This window comes from Desulfofundulus salinus (assembly GCF_003627965.1).
Classification (GTDB): domain Bacteria; phylum Bacillota; class Desulfotomaculia; order Desulfotomaculales; family Desulfovirgulaceae; genus Desulfofundulus; species Desulfofundulus salinus.
Genome location: NZ_RBWE01000001.1, coordinates 1285995 through 1302880, shown reverse-complemented (window position 1 = coordinate 1302880; position 16886 = coordinate 1285995). Strand labels below are relative to the sequence as shown.

At 53.5% G+C, this 16886-nt stretch carries 13 protein-coding genes and 1 rRNA gene; 2 read left to right on the top strand and 12 right to left on the bottom strand.

From position 1 onward, the window contains the following. Nucleotides 1-189: 189 nt before the first annotated feature. On the top strand, nucleotides 190-2181 hold the full coding sequence (locus D7024_RS06645; protein WP_121451082.1) for a sigma-54-dependent Fis family transcriptional regulator: 1992 nt from the start codon (nucleotides 190-192) through the stop codon (nucleotides 2179-2181). Nucleotides 2182-2529: 348 nt separating this feature from the next. Here the strand turns inward: D7024_RS06645 and D7024_RS15585 are convergent, their stop codons facing one another. The 8 genes from D7024_RS15585 to D7024_RS06605 all read right to left on the bottom strand — a co-directional run bounded on the left by D7024_RS15585 (nucleotide 2530) and on the right by D7024_RS06605 (nucleotide 12354). Then, complete coding sequence (locus D7024_RS15585) at nucleotides 2530-2757, bottom strand: MerR family DNA-binding transcriptional regulator (protein WP_121451081.1); 228 nt, start codon at nucleotides 2755-2757, stop codon at nucleotides 2530-2532. Further along, a complete protein-coding gene (locus D7024_RS06635) occupies nucleotides 2732-6106 on the bottom strand; it encodes an SNF2-related protein (RefSeq protein ID WP_121451080.1) in 3375 nt (1124 codons plus the stop codon). The genes D7024_RS15585 and D7024_RS06635 overlap by 26 nt, the downstream gene beginning before the upstream one ends. A gap of 33 nt (nucleotides 6107-6139) precedes the next feature. After that, nucleotides 6140-7513 (bottom strand): EH signature domain-containing protein, encoded by a 1374-nt coding sequence (locus D7024_RS06630; protein ID WP_121451079.1) that lies wholly within the window; start codon nucleotides 7511-7513, stop codon nucleotides 6140-6142. Between the two features lie 11 nt (nucleotides 7514-7524). Continuing rightward, nucleotides 7525-8190 carry an OmpA/MotB family protein gene (locus D7024_RS06625; RefSeq protein WP_121451078.1) on the bottom strand — a complete coding sequence of 222 codons (666 nt, stop codon included), beginning with the start codon at nucleotides 8188-8190 and terminating at the stop codon, nucleotides 7525-7527. Between the two features lie 27 nt (nucleotides 8191-8217). Further along, a complete protein-coding gene (gene zorA / locus D7024_RS06620; protein WP_121451077.1) occupies nucleotides 8218-10089 on the bottom strand; it encodes an anti-phage ZorAB system protein ZorA in 1872 nt (623 codons plus the stop codon). 173 nt (nucleotides 10090-10262) lie between these two features. After that, complete coding sequence (locus D7024_RS14930) at nucleotides 10263-10454, bottom strand: type II toxin-antitoxin system PemK/MazF family toxin (RefSeq protein WP_207666901.1); 192 nt, start codon at nucleotides 10452-10454, stop codon at nucleotides 10263-10265. Continuing rightward, nucleotides 10444-10737, bottom strand: coding sequence for a CopG family ribbon-helix-helix protein (locus tag D7024_RS06610; RefSeq protein ID WP_121452492.1), 294 nt, complete (start codon nucleotides 10735-10737; stop codon nucleotides 10444-10446). The genes D7024_RS14930 and D7024_RS06610 overlap by 11 nt, the downstream gene beginning before the upstream one ends. A gap of 81 nt (nucleotides 10738-10818) precedes the next feature. Further along, the gene (locus D7024_RS06605; RefSeq protein ID WP_121451076.1) at nucleotides 10819-12354 is read right to left on the bottom strand and encodes a YifB family Mg chelatase-like AAA ATPase; all 1536 of its coding nucleotides are present in this window, start codon (nucleotides 12352-12354) and stop codon (nucleotides 10819-10821) included. Nucleotides 12355-12586: 232 nt separating this feature from the next. Between D7024_RS06605 and D7024_RS06600 the strand changes: the two genes are divergently transcribed. Continuing rightward, entirely contained in the window at nucleotides 12587-13201 is a 615-nt protein-coding gene (locus tag D7024_RS06600) for a hypothetical protein (protein WP_121451075.1), read from the top strand. A 10-nt stretch (nucleotides 13202-13211) separates the two neighbouring features. Here D7024_RS06600 and D7024_RS06595 read toward each other — a convergent pair whose 3' ends face one another. The 4 genes from D7024_RS06595 to rrf all read right to left on the bottom strand — a co-directional run bounded on the left by D7024_RS06595 (nucleotide 13212) and on the right by rrf (nucleotide 16650). After that, nucleotides 13212-13982, bottom strand: a complete 771-nt coding sequence (locus tag D7024_RS06595) for an acyl-CoA dehydratase activase (protein WP_121451074.1) — start codon at nucleotides 13980-13982, stop codon at nucleotides 13212-13214. Nucleotides 13983-14009: 27 nt separating this feature from the next. Then, complete coding sequence (locus D7024_RS06590) at nucleotides 14010-15281, bottom strand: double-cubane-cluster-containing anaerobic reductase (protein WP_121451073.1); 1272 nt, start codon at nucleotides 15279-15281, stop codon at nucleotides 14010-14012. Between the two features lie 112 nt (nucleotides 15282-15393). Next, nucleotides 15394-16344, bottom strand: a complete 951-nt coding sequence (locus D7024_RS06585) for a glycosyl hydrolase family 18 protein (RefSeq protein WP_121451072.1) — start codon at nucleotides 16342-16344, stop codon at nucleotides 15394-15396. 190 nt (nucleotides 16345-16534) lie between these two features. Next, nucleotides 16535-16650 (bottom strand): 5S ribosomal RNA (rrf, locus tag D7024_RS06580). Between the last annotated feature and the right edge of the window lie 236 nt (nucleotides 16651-16886).

Here is a 16886-nt window from a genome sequence, read left to right as displayed (position 1 = left end):
TGTCCCATAATAAGACACTCTGGCACAGGTTGTTTCAACCTGTCTCATGATGTGCAGGCATAAAAAGAATTATCTGCCGGCTGCTGAAACAAAGTCATCCGTGTGTTAAAATAAAACAGAACAAAGTCTTTAAAAATCCAGGGCATTTCTTAGCGCCCCAAGCGCTAGGTAAGGAGTGTGAATTCTAAAATGACCAAATCTTCAGAACATATGTTATCCCTGTGGAAACAGATGAGATTATCTCATGATCAGGAGTGGAAGGTGCGTGAAAAGATCCGGGCTTCCTGGGCCAGAAGCATGGAATACGGGGTCAGCCCTTTTTTAAAAATGAACCGGCAGGTACTGCCCCCGGAGAAGCTGGCCCTGAAAATTGAAGAGAACAGGGAACTGGTGGAGGTAGCCCTGCCCATTATCAAAAACCTCTTTGAAGTTGTGAAGGGAAGCGGCTTTGTGGTGGCTCTGGCCGATCGGGAGGGTACCCTGCTGGTGGTGGTGGGAGATGAGGAAGGCATTGAATTTACCAGGAAGGCCAATTTTGTTGAGGGAGCCAGGTGGTCTGAAGACGTGATGGGGACCAACGCAATTGGCCTGAGCCTAGTGGAAGGTAAGCCGGTACAGGTTTACGGCTACGAGCATTTTTGCATTTGCGCCTATAACTCCACCTGCTCGGCGGCACCTATCCGGAACGCAGAGGGCAAGATCATTGGAGTCCTGGACATCACCGGACCCTTTGAAAAAGTACACCACCATACCCTGGGTATGGTGGTGGCCGGCGTGAGCGCCATCGAAAATCAGATGGCCCTGAAAAAAGCCCTGCGGGAAAACCTTCTAGCCAACCAGTACAAGACCTACATAATGGAATCTATTCGCGACGGGATTGTGACCACTGATAACTTGGGTTATATTACTCACCTGAACCGGTCGGCTGCCAGATTGCTGCATCTGGATAGGGAAAAGGTCATCGGCCAGAACCTGGCCCAGGTCCTGGGTGACGAAGAAAGCAATTACTATTTCATCAACCTGGTCCGTTCGAAAAAGATCATTACCGATACGGTGGTAAACCTGACCAGAAACCACGAAACGGTTAGATGCACCGTAAGCTGCAGCCCGCTAATCGACCAAGATGGACAGGACATGGGTCGGGTGGTGGTGCTGCAGGAAATCAAAAGAGTCAATCGACTCGTCAACAGGCTGGTCGGTTCCCGGGCCAGAGTGCATTTTTCCGAACTGTTCGGGAAAGAAGATTGTTTTAAAGAAGCTTTAAGAATTGGGCGAGCTGCCGCCGCCTCCGACTGCAATGTCCTGTTGTTGGGGGAGAGCGGGACAGGGAAAGATCTCTTCGCTCAGGCCATCCATAACGCCAGCGTGCGGGCGGAACAGCCCTTTGTGGCCATCAACTGCGGCGCCATCCCGCGAGATTTGATTGCCAGCGAGCTATTCGGCTACGATGAAGGCGCTTTCACCGGGGCTAAGAAAGGCGGTAACCCCGGCAAATTCGAACTGGCCGACCAGGGGACGATCTTCCTGGACGAAATCGGAGAGATGCCCGTCGACCTGCAGGCTGCCCTGTTGCGGGTACTGGAAGAACGCCAGGTGATGCGTGTAGGGGGGCGGGAATACATTCCCGTTAATGTCCGCATCATCGCCGCCACCAACAAGGACCTGGCGCTTGAAGTTGAAAAAGGCAACTTCCGCCGGGATCTCTTTTATCGCCTGAGTGTAATAGTTATCCAGTTGCCCCCGTTAAGGGAACGGAAAGCAGACATCCGGGAACTGGCCACCCATTTTCTGAAGCGGATCAGCGGGCGCCTGGGCAAAGACGTGGAAGGTTTTGCTCCCGAAGTCCTGGACCTGTTCCTCAATTACCACTGGCCCGGCAATATCCGCGAACTGCAAAATGTGGTGGAACGGGCGGTGAACCTGGCTACCGGACCGGTAATAACCACCGACCTGCTTCCACCGGGCCTGATCGAATCTGTCACTTCCAGGAAGACCTCTCCGGCTAAAAAAGAAGCAGCCTTAATCAAAAGCGCCGAAGAACAGGCGATCCGCAGCTGTCTGGCAAGATTCAGAAGCAAAACGGAAGCCGCCAGGCACCTGGGAATTTCCCGCAGCACCCTCTACCGCAAAATGAAGGAGTATGGCATTAAAGATGTTGACTTTAATCCTTTATTAATTTAATATGTGTGACCTGCAAAATTCAGATTCCGAGCTGGTAAGAAATAACTTCTAAGAGGCATGAATGGGAATTCAGCCCTAAACTATGGCAATCAAATGGTCAGAAACTTATTCTGACAATAAAAGGCAGCTAAAATAGGACAGATCACCCCTCTTGATATCTAGTTCTATTTTGCGACATTCTTTTAACTAACAGGGATTAAACCCGTTATTTGTCCTTGGGTACCCTTATCTTGCACCGCAAGACTAGTACTTAATGTGGTAGTTTTTCCCCTACAACCAGTAAGGAACATGGCGATGAGTAAGCAAAATCACGGCCGAAGCGGTAAGCTACGTTATTTCGGACCTTAATCAACTTCCTCCACCCCGCTCAGGTTTCGACACGTGCTTCCCTTCTTCAGTAACCGCTTCAATTTCACTTCTTCTATAACGCCGTTGACCCGACGGCAATCGAACCGGCGTTAGAAAGCCCCGTCTTTCCCAATTGCCCAGTGTACGGATGGTTACCCGGAACATACTCGCAACCTCACGCGGGAGCAGAAGTTCTCCGGAGTTAGGGGACAAGATTACCACCCCCATGAATACTAAACCAAACCTCCGCATGCTCGACCGGATAATCTCTTAACCACACGGCCAGTTTTTCCCTCGCCACCAGAGTCACGCCGTTGGCGTCCGCCAATTCTACGGCCGACCTGGTGAAACCGTACGCGTTCGTGACCACCGCGAGATTAAATGTACAGCCGTGAAGGAGCTCGTAGATGCCGCGTGCGGCAGCTATTTCCCGTACGGCGGCGGGTCCCACCGCTTCCCCCGGTCGCTTTACATGCTTGCACTGAATAAGCATGCCCCGAGCGCCTCCACTTTCACCGACTACCGCCACTACGTCGGCCCCCCGGTCGTGCGTTGGCGTCGGTTCCGCCACGTAACCCATCTTCCTGAACAGCGCGGCCACAATCATTTCAAAAATCGTGGGTGCCGCTTCGTCTACATCCCTTAGTGTGAGGAATGACCCTTCTTCCGGCTCCCCGGCATCACAAGCAATGACGTCTTCAGCTAAAGATAGCTTCTCCCACTCTTCGACCTGAGGGGGCAGGAGGACCGTAGTACTTAGTTGTCGCTTTCTGGACAGAAGGCGGTCGAGCTTTTCATCAAAAGATCCCCCCTCAAATAGGGGATGAACGGCCAGCGGTATGTGTACAAATACCGTTTTCTTCTGTCCAATCCGGTAGACTCTGTCTGTCGCCTGGTCCTCTTTAGCCGGGTTCCACGGACGGCTGAGGTGGATCACGTGGTTGGCGGCCACCACGTTCAGTCCGACCCCCGCCGCGTCGGGAGACATAATGATCACGTTGAAACCGGGCTTTGCCTGAAACTCGTCAACCAGCCGTTTACGCACCTCACCCAGCGTTTCACCGTTGACAATTGCCGTTTTTAACCCGTAGCGCTCATATATTGCTCGCTGCAGCAGCCGTTGCAGCTTTCGGCTGCGCAAAAAGATTACCGCCTTGTCACCCACCCGGCGCACGTCGTCCAGGATTTCAAAAGTCTTCAGGAGCTTAGCCGATGCCGAAATAAACACCCCGGCCGGTTGAGAAGCAAGACTGGCCTCGTTCAAACAGGGAAGATCGGGGTGAAGCGAAATCTCGTAAAGCAACTGAATGGCCCTTAATATGTGTCTACCACTCCCGCCGCCCTGCGGGTCCGGAAGAGTACGCCGAGCTTGCGTAACACACTCCATGTACCGCCGCAACTGGCAATCTGGCATGGGAACGCGGTAGTACATCACTTTTTTTTCGGGCAGCCCCTTTAAATTCTCCTCCTTCGTTCTCCTCAGAAAATACGGAGCTACCCTTTCTTTCAACTCGCGCCCCAGGGCTTCCACATCCGTACCCTGCTTCTTCAGGGGATAATGGTACTTGCGGGCAAAATCGGTGAGGGGTTCGAGATGCCCGGGAATTGCAAAGTCCAGTATGCTCCAAAGGTCGATCCAGGAATTTTCAACGGGAGTTCCCGTCAGGCAAATTCCGAATTCATACTTCATGGCCTTCGCGGCCATCGTTACCAGGGCGGTAGGGTTTTTAATCTTCTGGGCTTCGTCGAGTACCATCACGCCCCAGTCAACCTGGCCAAGCGAAACCTGATAGTCACGCACGGTTTCGTAGGTAGTAATAACAAGTCTCCTTTTTTTCACATATTCAACGTTCAGCCGTTTTTTCCTGATGTACGTCCCCGGTTCCTCACCTTCACTTTCTCCTCCATCATAGCGGAGTCTCCGGAGTACATCTCCATGCAAAATTAACGGTGGACCGAAAACTTCCGGCTTCAAGTACCGGGTGTACTCCTCCGCCCAGTTAGTCAATAAGACCTGCGGAACTACCACCAGCATGGGACGCTTTTCAATGAATTCCTCGTCCATAAGTTCCCGGATCCACGCCATAAACACAAGCGCCTGAAGGGTCTTCCCCAGGCCCATGTCGTCCGCCAGAAGCGCACCCCGACGGCCACAAACCCAGGCGTTCTGCAGCCATTTAATGCCTTCGTACTGGTGCTCGAGTAGCCGGACTTCGGGCTTGAGGTACTTCGGAAGCCTGCCGATTTCGACGGAACGTGGCTTCTCTTCACATTTATAAACCAGTTCTTCGAAATTGTCCTTAATTATCAGTATCTTCCTGGTAACCGTCCTGGCCCGCGCCAGTGATTCTACAGAAGAATCCTTTACTGTTTTGTAAGCGATGTCCAGTTCTTTAAGGGCCTCAGTGAGGTCGGCTGATACGGGCAAAACCTCTTCCTTCCACCGGATTTCGGTTTTGCCGCTGCTGAGGGCTTCCTGAACCCGCTCTTTAAGGGCCGGAACCTCCTCGGGAGAGACGTAGACCCCTTTCGACCCTCCGGCAGTTTCGACGATTACTCCGCCCTCCGGAAACCACGATTCGCCGGTAGCACTCAGGAACGGGAAGAAGCGGGGCCTGTATACGCCGATTTCTACGACGCGGTCACTGAAGTGATCGAGGTGATCGAGGTCGATCAATTCGGGATCTAAAAATTCCTGCGGTGCCCGCAGGAAGGCCTCCTTTTCTGCACCGGTAAGCCGTCGGCACGCCTTTACCCGGCGGAGCGCCTCCTTCTGGCGCTCACCGAGAACCACCTTGACGCCGTCCTGCAGGGGATAAACGTCCCTGACGTTCCGAAGGGCATCAAACTTTTTGAGAAAGTCTGCTTCTGCCTCCTGGGAAAGTAAGGGCCGTACTTCGGAACCCTCATCTTTGCCCGGAACTTCCTCGCAGAATATCGGGTCCACCTCCAGTGACCCGTCAGGCAAACTCCGCAACCGGACAGAAACCCTTTCCGGAGTCACCACGCTCTGACTGTTCAGGTAATGATCGAGGGTGGCGCCGACGTTCCGGGCAAGGCCGGCAATTTCTGCGAACCGCAGCAGTCTTTCCGGGGCAGCGCGGGGTATAGATCCCGCCCGGGCATTGAATCTTTCTACGGACTCGATCAGACGAAAAAGGTCGCCCGTTAAAAGATATTCCTGATCCGCACCCACTCTTAAGTAAGCGCCCTGCCGTGCTGGATTTACAAAGGGTTGGTCCTTACCATTCATAAAAAGAAGAAGATATCTGAAGTCCGGCGCGTCCAGCGTTCCGGAAGATTTTATCTCCACGTCGAAAGGAAATGGTTCTGGTAGGCCGAGGATCGTCCGTTCCTCCTCGTCCAGGTCGGCCACCATCTCGTGTGGAATTAGTACGCCGTTGTCGACATAGTGACCCCGCCCTTCGGAAGTTAACTGCTCAAGCATCTGGACGGCAAGGGAATCCGATGGATCCAGGTCGGCCCGACCCCATTCAGTTAGGTCACTCGATAAATCCCGAAACCTGAATAGAAAGCCGTTGTCGGTAACCTCCCAGTAAAGTCTTTCCCTGGACAATGAAAAGAGCCTCCCCCAATTAAACCTTAAAAACTAGTCCGGCAACCCGAGTTCACTGGAGAGCCACGCGGCAAATTCGTTCTGCCACCTGTAGTTCTCCGACCCATAGTGCCTTACTTCATGTGAATGTGAACAGCTGCGCCAGATGCTATTAACCTCGCTTATGCGGTAACGTTGCTTCCCCAAAGTCAACGGGAAATCCTGCTTACGCCAACCCCGACAGGACCCGGAGTGTGTCCATTCCAGGAAGACCCAGCCACCCATTTCAATGGCCAGCATGCTGCGGCCCTGGTTGCTTCCACTGAACTCCCCACAGGCACCCGAGCGAATGCGTTGCTCGGCCGGTTCCCCTATCTGTGCCCTGACGTCTGCAGAAAGCACTACCCAGGTGGCATCAATATATGGTAAGTAAAACGACCAGAAGGCCCGCCTGTACTCCCAGGTAGTCTGGTCCACAACCCGGCTGAGCATGTCGAAAAAGAAAAGGATGTCTTCCTCTGCAAGCCATTTCGTCATTATGCGGCGGGCCTTCTCCGAAACCCTACTCCACTTCACTCGCCCTTCCGGCCAACGGGGGTCCCCCAAATGTTTAAGGAAAAACTGCTTTAGCTGTTTCCTTACGTCCTCGGAATCGAGATTATCTGCTTCAGGTATCAATAAAGAGGCTGCCTCGCAAAGTACGTCGGGGAAACGAACCCGGCCTCCGTCGTCAACCAAAAGCTTCAACAAAAGCTCCAGGTGGGCCGGAAAACGTTTGGACACGGCGCCCAACACTTGCGCTGCAACCTGGCGGACGAATCTCCCTGCAAGCAACTGTCCCCTTATACCTAGAGAGCCCAGTACAGCAGTGGGCTCGCCGCTTTGCTCCATGAGCCAATGGGCGGTATTACGAGGTCCCTGAGGAACAAAAAGAAAAATCAGGGCTTCCTTCCATAGTAGAAATTGATGGCGCTTTCCGACGTAACCAATAAGGAAATCATGAACAGCCCGCCTTATCATTTCCGTGCCAGGCAGGTCAGGAGCATATCCAAGAAGATACACGTACGGCAACCGGCTAAAAGCTACCCGGGATTTCCTGGCCAAAAGATCCAGGAGAGCAGCAGTTAGATCCGGGTCTGCTGCGACGGGACGAGGGCCTCCATAAAGTATCCAGGGAATTTTTCTTAATCTAGGGTAGTCAATCTTCTCCAGTCCAGTACGATGCTCACGTAACCAGAGACCCCAAACCATACTGGCAAGCCGCTGAAGATCAAAGTCTTCAGGACTCTTGGGCTCTCCTTCGAACTTTTCGGCAATTTTAGCCGCTGCTGCCCGAACTTTTTGAGGCTCGGGAAACCTTTCAGGCGGTTTTAAAACGTTAATGATCACCCGCTTAAAATTCTCAAGAAATTCTCTGCCAACGGACATTGTACCTTACCTCACTCTGGTTTTCCCGGAGGCGTCATTGTGAGGCGCAGGTCGATGCGCCGGTTGGCCCTCCTGCCCTCCACGGTGTCGTTCGACGCAATAGGCCTGGTGTCGGCATAGCCGCTGCACGAAAACAGAGGTTGACCGCTCTTGTTTGTTAAGTTTCCCAGCTCCGGGCACACCTTCTGCATGGCATTCCAAGTATTTATGGCTCGCTGTGTCGAGAGTTCCCAGTTCGACGGATAGCGGGGCGTACTGATGGGGGCGTTATCGGTGTGTCCTTCTATAAACACCGTTTCGACCGTACCTGCGTACTCAGGGCGCTGCAGAACGTCGCTGAGAACGGGCGCGAGTACCTTAATGGCCCGCCAGCCCTCTTCCTTAATTTCCGCCTCTCCCACGTCAAAGAGAATGCCTTCCGGCAGGTGCAGTACTCCTTCATCTACACGTACAGTAATACCAGCATTTTGTAATTCCTTTCTCAGAATTTCAAGTATTTCCGCCCTCTTATCTTCATTTTCCGTGAGTTTTGCCGTCTGCTGGCCGAAACTAAGGACGTAATAAGCAAGTGCCAGCATAAAAATGGTAAGAAGCCCGGCCATAAGGTCACTGATGGAAATGAGAAAGGGATTCTCTTCACCTTCACGGCGGTAACTAAAAGCAAAGCGAGAATTCATGTGAATCCGGTCACCCCCGTAGCGGTTTTACCTCCGCTCATGAAGCTGTTCAAGGAAATCTGCCAACGTCTCTCCCAGTTCACCCACGGCGGCACCCAGACTCCCAATTGCCTTGCCCATTTCCCCATCCAGCTCTTTAAGGTACCTGCTCATTCCCTCATGGACCGTTTCAGCGTACCTACGCAGCCCGTCCTCAATAACTCCGAAGACAGACTCCAGTTCCTGCCGTATTTGTCCCAACCGGCTTTCGTAGGCGCGCCATGCGGACTCGGTATGCTGAAGCGCCTGCCTTATTTCCGACACTACCTGGGCGGAGTGCCTGCGGTACTCGTCCCACAGTCCACTGAACTCCTGCGTTGCCTGCCGCAACGTGGTTCCCGCTTCCGTAAATGTCTCTACCGACTTCGCGAGGATCACGCCCGCTTCCCGCACGGGCTGGGCGCTTTCCCGGTAGGCATCCAAAACTCTGGACGCCTCTCCAACCAACTTCTCAATCATGGCCAGCAGGGTGGTAATTTCGTCCACGGCCGCCCGTAAATCGTTCCTTCTGGCCGTATATTCATCACCCAACTCCTTCACATGAACACTTAGTTCCTCTAACAATCTGCCGATCTCGTGGCCCACTTCTGAAACCACATTGCTGCTCCGTTCGCTTACATGCCCGACGGCATGGTCAACCTTTACCAGAAAATCTTCCAGATAACTTTTCGTGGTTTCCTGTAACCTATTCATGGATTCCTCAAAGTACTGTTTTTGCTGTAAGATTTGCTCGGCTATGGATTGACGCACTTGTTCCACCGCACGCTCCACCTGGTGGGTGAGCTCTCCAAACCGGACAACGGAATTCCCGAGACTTTCCTCAACATGCGAAGCGGTCAGCGCCAGCTGTCGGCTTACGGTTTCGCCGATGTTCCGCTGAAGTTCAGAGGACGCATGTAAGGTGTTGCTTAAAACATCAGAGGCTTGCTGGAGGATTTCTCCCAGCTTAACTACTTCTGCACCGGCCTCACGGGATATGACCCGGGCTACCTCCGCGCTCCCGGTCTCTGTGAGCTTTTCTATTGCGCCAAGCAGGTTTTCAAGTGCCGGCGTTATCCGCGCCGCCAGTTTTTCATCGAGGGCTGCGGCTATGCTCCAGGCAAGCTCATCGTTGAATTTTTTCAGTTCCGCGGTCTGTTCCCTGGCCTCCCTATATACTTCAGAAAGCCACGCCTCGGCTAGTCTTCTGGGAAACGACTGATCGAGCCAATCGCATATCCTATCCAACAATACGGAAATTTGATTGAAATATATTTTTTTAAGCCAGGTCAGGGTTATAGAGAGACCAATTCCCCATACCGAAGTGACAAAAGCCGTATGTGCCCCTGCAAGCAGGCTTCTTATACCCTGCTTTAAGGTGACTAAATCCTCGCTTGCGAGATTGACATTGGTAAGTCCCAAACTCAACCCCAAAAAAGTACCTAAAATACCCAAACCGGTAAGAAGAGCTGGGGCTACGGAATGCAGGCCTGAGTTTTCAAGGAAAAGGTCATCTGAGTTAAAGATGAATCTAGCTGAAATTGTGGAGTAGACCCGTATGCCTTTCTCACCCTCCGGCACTTTGAGGAGCGTCGAATCGTAATCGTTCCAGGCCCTTGCCACCACGGGATTATCCTGGGAATTTAAACGGTGGCTGAGGGTATCAAAGTCAATTTGCCGAGCGACCAGTGCTTCAACATTCGAGGCGAATTCCTTTAACCCTAACCTAAGTTTGCGAAGCTTAGGAACGAAACCCCTCAAGGAACAACCAAATATAATTAGACAGAAGACCCATACGATCACGGTAGCCAGTGAGGTCTGTGACATTGAAGCATTTAATTGCACTAGGGGAATTATAATTGAAATCCACGAACTTTCCATAGCCGCACTCCTATATGGTTTCCACAACCTAAATGAGAAACCTGGTTGTTTTTGCTATGAAATTCTACACTTTTCCACTTTTTCCTGCTTGAAATATTAACATATGCCTATTTTATTGTCCGTCCTCTCTTGGACCAACAGTTACCAAAAACAGGTTTCATCTTGAAGCCTGCTTAGATAGGACGTCCAGCAGGTACTACCATAAAGAAAAGCCCGCTCCCTTTTTCAGGAAACGGACTCACTTCCGGCAGAATGGTTTCGTACCACCAACATTGTTCTGAACAAGCAGACCTTATGCCCGCCTGCTCGCTCCCCCGCGCCGGGTTAAAGTCCACCAGAAAAACATCGCCACGCTTAATTTCCATCCCGCAACACCACCTCGGCCTGCGCATGGAGGAAAAACCCAGCGTCCTTCCTATTGGCTTCCGCCAGCGCGAGGTAACCTTCTTTCAACTGCTCTTCTAACTCTTCCTGCTCGACCCGGCGGATAAGCTCCGCAACGGCATCGCTCCTGGTGGTGGACCACTTACGAGCCAACCCGTCAAGGACAGCCAGAAGTGGTGAAGGCAGGCTTACGGTTATCTTCTCCATCGCCAGCACCTCCTCGCGGTCAAATCCTACCATACCGGGAGTCATAACGTCAATCATACCATATTTCATCCCGACTCCTATGACCCATCTGAACCTTCAAAATTTATGACAAAATAAGGGACGTTTTGTTCCAGTCCCCTATCCTGGCCAGTACCTCGCCTCCAGGCTGCGGTATTGCACCGCTTCGGCCAGGTGGGCGGCGTCAATGACATCGCTCCCGTCAAGATCGGCGATAGTACGGGCTACCTTGAGCACCCGGTCATGGGAACGGGCGCTCAGGTTCAACTGTCGGAAAACGGATGAAAACAACGAGCGGGCTTCCCGGGTGAGGGAACAATAACGGCGAACCTGGGCCGGGGTCATGCGGGCGTTACAGGTAATCCCGGAAGAACCAAAGCGCCGGCGCTGTATGGCCCGGGCTTTTTCCACCCGCTTTTTGATCTCTGACGACGGTTCGCCTGGCTCCCGGCGGGCCAGGTCTTCATAATCCACCCGGGGAACCTCCAGATGGATGTCAATGCGGTCCAGCAGGGGGCCAGAAATACGCCCCAGGTAACGCTGCACCTGATAGGGGGTGCAGGTGCATTCCCGGACCGGATCGCCAAGGTAACCGCACGGACACGGATTAGCAGCAGCCACAAGCATTAAACTGGCGGGATAGGTCACCGCACCGCTTACCCTGGAGATGGTTACCACTCCATCTTCCAGGGGCTGGCGCAAAGCCTCCAGCACGTCCCGGTGAAATTCCGGCAACTCATCGAGGAAAAGGACGCCGTGATGGGCAAGGCTGATCTCTCCGGGACGGGGATGGCGCCCGCCTCCGACCAGGCCCACCGCCGAGGCACTGTGATGGGGCGAGCGAAAGGGCCTTTGGGTCACCAGGGGCTCCCCGGGCTTTAACAACCCGGCCAGACTGTATATTTTAGTAATTTCCAGGGCTTCGTCAAAGGTAAGATCGGGCAATATGCCCGGCAACCTCCTGGCCAGCATGGTTTTACCCGAACCGGGGGTTCCCACCATCAGCAGGTTGTGTCCCCCGGCGGCCGCCACTTCCAGAGCCCGTCGTACCGTGGCCTGGCCGCGCACATCGGCCATGTCCGCCCCGTTTTCGTCAACCCGGTTCATCAACAGGACCGGATCCACCTTATAGGGTGAAATTTCCTCTTCCCCGAGCAAAAAGCGGGTTAGCTGTCCCAGGCTCTGTACCGGGTAAACCTGTACATCCTTGACCAGAGCAGCTTCGGCGGCATTATCCAGGGGCACCACCACCGCCCGTAAACCCTGTTCCCGGGCGGCCAGAACATTGGGCAACACCCCGGCCACCCCCCGCACCTGCCCGTTCAAGGACAGCTCACCAAGAAACACATAGCGGTCTACGGCGGACTGATCCAGTTGCCCGGTAGCGGCAAGAATGCCCACGGCAATGGGCAAGTCATAAAGGGGGCCTTCCTTGCGCAGGTCGGCCGGGGCCAGGTTTACCGTTATGCGCCGTGCCGGGAATTCAAAGCCGGAATTTTTCATGGCGGCGCGCACCCGGTCCCGGGATTCCCGGCAAGCTAGATCGGGCAACCCCACCAGGTCAAAGCAAGGCAGCCCGTTGCTTACATCAACCTCTACCTGCACTACCTGCCCGTTCAGTCCGTAAAGGGCCGTACTTTTCACAATAGCCAGCATAGCAATCCTCCGTTGATTTTAGGCAACAAAAAGAACCTGTTGTCATTTTTCGCCAGCTAACCACAAGTTCCTCCTGAAAAAGGGAAAGTTTTTATAAAGCGGCGGGAGATTTGGGATTTACCTTAGTGGCTGCCCTTCCACCGCAGGGGACAGTTTATGGCGGCTGGCAAAAAGCACGGCGATATGCTATATTCAGAGGGGACAAAGTTCCGGTAACAAGGAGGTTGCAGTTATGTCTGAAGTGCTCGGCAGGATTGAAAAGCCTTCCATTGATAATTTTCAGGCGGGCAGAAAAATTTATCTGGTGCCTTTAGTTTATACCCCCAGGGAGATGCCGGAAGATCTTTCCGAAAAGGTCAATGCTTACTGGCAGCAGGTAGAACAGCAATTAAACGGCCTGGAACAAAAAATGGGGCCAATCAAAAAAATTTACCATGAATCCCTTACCGTAAGCGGGGAGACTGGACTGAGCATTATTGAGAAATTTCACGAAAAAAGCTACCGGATCATCAAGGAAAAGTGCGACCGGGGGGCCAGCCTGGAAGCCACCGAGGACATGGAACTGTTTACCGAAAGTATGGATTGGGGCAATTGCCTTTCAGTAGTCATGAGCCAGAAAACTTTTGATATCATCAGCAAGTTCTACCGGGAGGCCAGCGAAAAAAGATTTGCCCATATCTCCCGCCGGATTGATGAAACCCTGGGAGACGGAGAAGCAGGATTGCTTTTTATCCGGGAAGATCACGGGGTCCAGTTCCCCCCGAACATCCATGTGTTCTACGTGGCGCCCCCGGCCCTGGATGACATCCACCGCTGGTTCCGGGAAAAAATGAACGCACGTAAATAAGCCACGGGAGCTATCCCGTGGCCTTCTTTACCTTTATCCCGTACAGGGCCGCACCCAGGGCACCTACCAGTTGGGGAGACGAGGGAACCTGCAAATCCATAAGATCCATGCGCCGTGCAAAATAAGCGGGTAACCCGGGGATAGCCGCCACCCCGCCGGTGAAAACCACCGGCGGCTCAATACCTAAACGGAGGAGCAGGTTCATGGTACGATCGCAAATAGAGTTGAGCACGGCCCGGGCCACGGCCCCCACGGGCTGGCCCGCGGCCAGCAGCGATACCACCTCCGATTCGGCAAAAACGGTGCACATGCTGTTTAAGGTTATTTCCCCATCACTTGTACAAGCAGCGGCTACTATTTCCTCCAGAGGTAGACCCAACCCCTGGGCCATCACCTCCAGAAATTTACCCGTTCCGGCGGCACAGCGGTCGTTCATAATAAAGTCCACCACCCGGCCCTGTTCGTCCAACCGGATCACCTTGCTGTCCTGGCCGCCGATATCAAGCACGGTGCGGCAGAAGGGAAAAAGGTGACGGGCACCCAGGGCGTGGGCCTTGATCTCGGTAATCAAATCGGTGGCAAAATCCGCCCGGGCGCCGTGGCGCCCGTAGCCCGTGGCCACTACACGCCGGAATGACGACAGGTTCCCGGCCATCTCCCGGGCACGCTCCAGGGGGCGGGGCCCGCTGTCCGCTACATGGCCGGCCAGCAGCTCTCCCCTTTCATTTAAAACTGCAATGGCAATGGTCCGGGATCCGATGTCAATTCCCAGGACGGTCATTAAATTCTTTCATCCTTTCGGGGCCGGCTAGCGTAACATTTCCAGGAAGGCTTCCACCCGGGTGCGCAGCTGGCCGGTATCTTCTTCGCTATAGTCGGTTTCCACTTTCATAACCGGAATACCCTGTTCCTTGAGAGCCTTCTCCACGGTATAATATTCAACCGCATATCCGTGGCAGAATTGCAAGTTATAATAGATGACACCGTCAACCTGGTAAGCTTCAACCAGGCGGAAAATATCTTCAAGGCGCCCTGAGTTGGGAGTAAAGCAAGAACAGTTAATTTTCAGATAGCGCTCGGCCAGGGCCTGCAACTGCTCTTCCAGAGTCCGTCCGGTTTCATCCACCTGGTGCTCGAAAAAGCGGGTACCGGTGCAGGTTTCTTCGCATACCACCGCGGCGCCGGCCGTCTCAATAATGTGATGCAGCTTCCAGTTGGGAATGGCCATCGGAGTGCCGGTTACAAGAATGCGCGGGGCTCCGGGTGGAAATACCCCCTGCCCGGAGGCAATGCGTGCCTCGACTTCCGCGACCAGGGCTTCCGTTTTATCAATGAAGCGACGGGGATCGTCGTAAAAACTAACCTGGGTAACCAGCAGGGCATCCTTCCCACTTATGGGCACCGGATCGGCTTTGCGGGTATGGTAAAGGCGTTCCAGTGCTTGACGCAGCCGGTTCTGGAGGCGGATTTCTTCCGCCAGCCTCCCGGGGGTCACCCGGCAGCCGGTTAACTCTTCTATTCTGGCCAGGAACAACTCGATCTCCCCGCGCCAGGCAGCCAGGTCCTGGGGCCGTTTCATCTGGGGCAGGTCCATTACGTAGACGGGAGCATATTCACCCAGGACTTCCCAGGCTTTCTTTTTGCCGTCGCAGGTGGTTTCGCCAATTAAGAGGTCGCAGGACTGGAAATAGGGACAGGTACCGCTAAGACGGGCACCTACCGACGCTTTAATCAGCGGGCAAAGGTTGCGGGGCAAAACCCTTTCCCCGTCGGGAACCCAGAACTGGGACCCGCCGCACAGGCCGACGGCAACGGCTCCGGCAGCACGAATAATCTCCACGGGTACGAACACGCAAAAGGCCCCGCAAACTTTGCCTCCCCGCCGGCGGTGCTCCACCAGCTCGACGATCCTCAGGCTATGAATTTCGGCCACCACCAGGTCGAAGTACTCCATGGCCTGCGGGCGTTCCGGTTGCTGAAGGTAAACCTCTTCATAAATTAGAGGTAAAGCACTGGTTAACCGGTCATGCTTTTCCAGGTCCATTCCCAAATCAGACCACAACTTGCGATAGTCAGTCATAAAAAAAGACCTCCTGGTGTTTTGAGGTCTTACATTTCTTTACCTGGTTACACATTTCCTTTATCTAATCGATTTAATTATTTTATAGACTAACCCCGTGTGATAACAAAAGTTAAAGCGTGCCAACCAGAGCCCAGATACGGGAGTCCTCAAGACCCAGGCGCCACACGCCAATTCCCCGTAAGTTTTCCCGCCGCACCAGGGCCAGTTTGGCGGCAAAGCTGCGGGCATCTTCAAACCATACGATGTGGGTTTCGCCGTCCACCTGGTAGGTGTAGGTCCATTCCTGGGCCTCTTCGTCATAACGGGGGGCAACCCCTTGTTCCCTGGCCCGCTCTATGGCCTGCCGGTAGGATAGCGTTTCCGGTATGTTCACCCCTTCTGTCCAATCATAACCGTAGACGGGAATGCCCAGCCGGATTTTTATGCGGGGGATTACCGAAAGGGCATAAGTTAAAACCCGTTGCACAAAACCGATGGAAGCAATCGGCCCCGGCATGGCAAAGTGTTCATCATAGGCCAGAAGGTACACCTGGTCGCTCACCACGCCCAGTTCCGGGTAACTAAAAGCCCCGGAAAATGGATGGCGGGGATTGTCATCCAGTTGGGCCGGTACGGAAATGGTGGTTAAAAACCTTTCCGGCTTCAGGACCTGATAAAGTTCGGTCATAAATTTGGTTAGATATGGCCGGTCCTCGGGGGGCACGAATTCAAAATCAATATTCACCCCGGCAAACCTGGTGCGCCGGAGCATGTTTAAAATGCTGTTGACCAGTGCCCGGCGCAGGGTATCATCGGTCAACAAGGCGTGAATGAGGGTGCGGTATTCCGGACTGGCATAGTTATGCACGATAGCCAAAACGGGCAGATTTAAGCGGCGAATGAGGTCCAGGGAGCGGGGGTCAGATTGATCGGCAAGGCCGCCCTCCCAGGTCACGCCGTACCAGAAGGGAATCAGGTAAGTAATCAGCCTGCCGTGCTCCTGCAGGCTCTGGAAACCCAAAGGATCGGTCACATAATACCAGTTGTTCTCGAAAGACTGTTTATAACGAAACGGGTACACCAAAAAACCTCCGTCACTAAACATTTTCCTAAACCATACTATGGGAAATTAATCCAATATGTGACTTAGTAGCCTAAAAATCACTTTCCATATTTGCTGGTCTTGCTTTTTGCTCGCTCAAGTCGTTCAATTCGTGAGCGCACCAAATAACAATACCCCCGGGTTATAGACCGGGGGTATGAAAAATATTTTCCGGCAGCGACCTACTCTCCCAGGGGTTGACCCCCAAGTACCATCGGCCCTGGAGGGCTTAACTTCCGTGTTCGGGATGGGAACGGGTGTTTCCCCTCCGGCATGGCCACCGGAAAACTTATTCTTTTAGTATTCCCTCAAAACTTCACAGCGGAGTTTAGTTCGCCTTTTCAGCCGGAAACCGGATCTCTTCAGTCGAATTTCCCCGGAAATCGCGTAAGCGATTTCCTTCTTAAATCCGACCTCTGACTTCCGACCTCCGACTTCTATTCTGGTCAAGCCCTCGACCTATTAGTACCGGTCCGCTCAACCGGTTACCCGGCTTACACGCCCGGCCTATCTACCTGGTA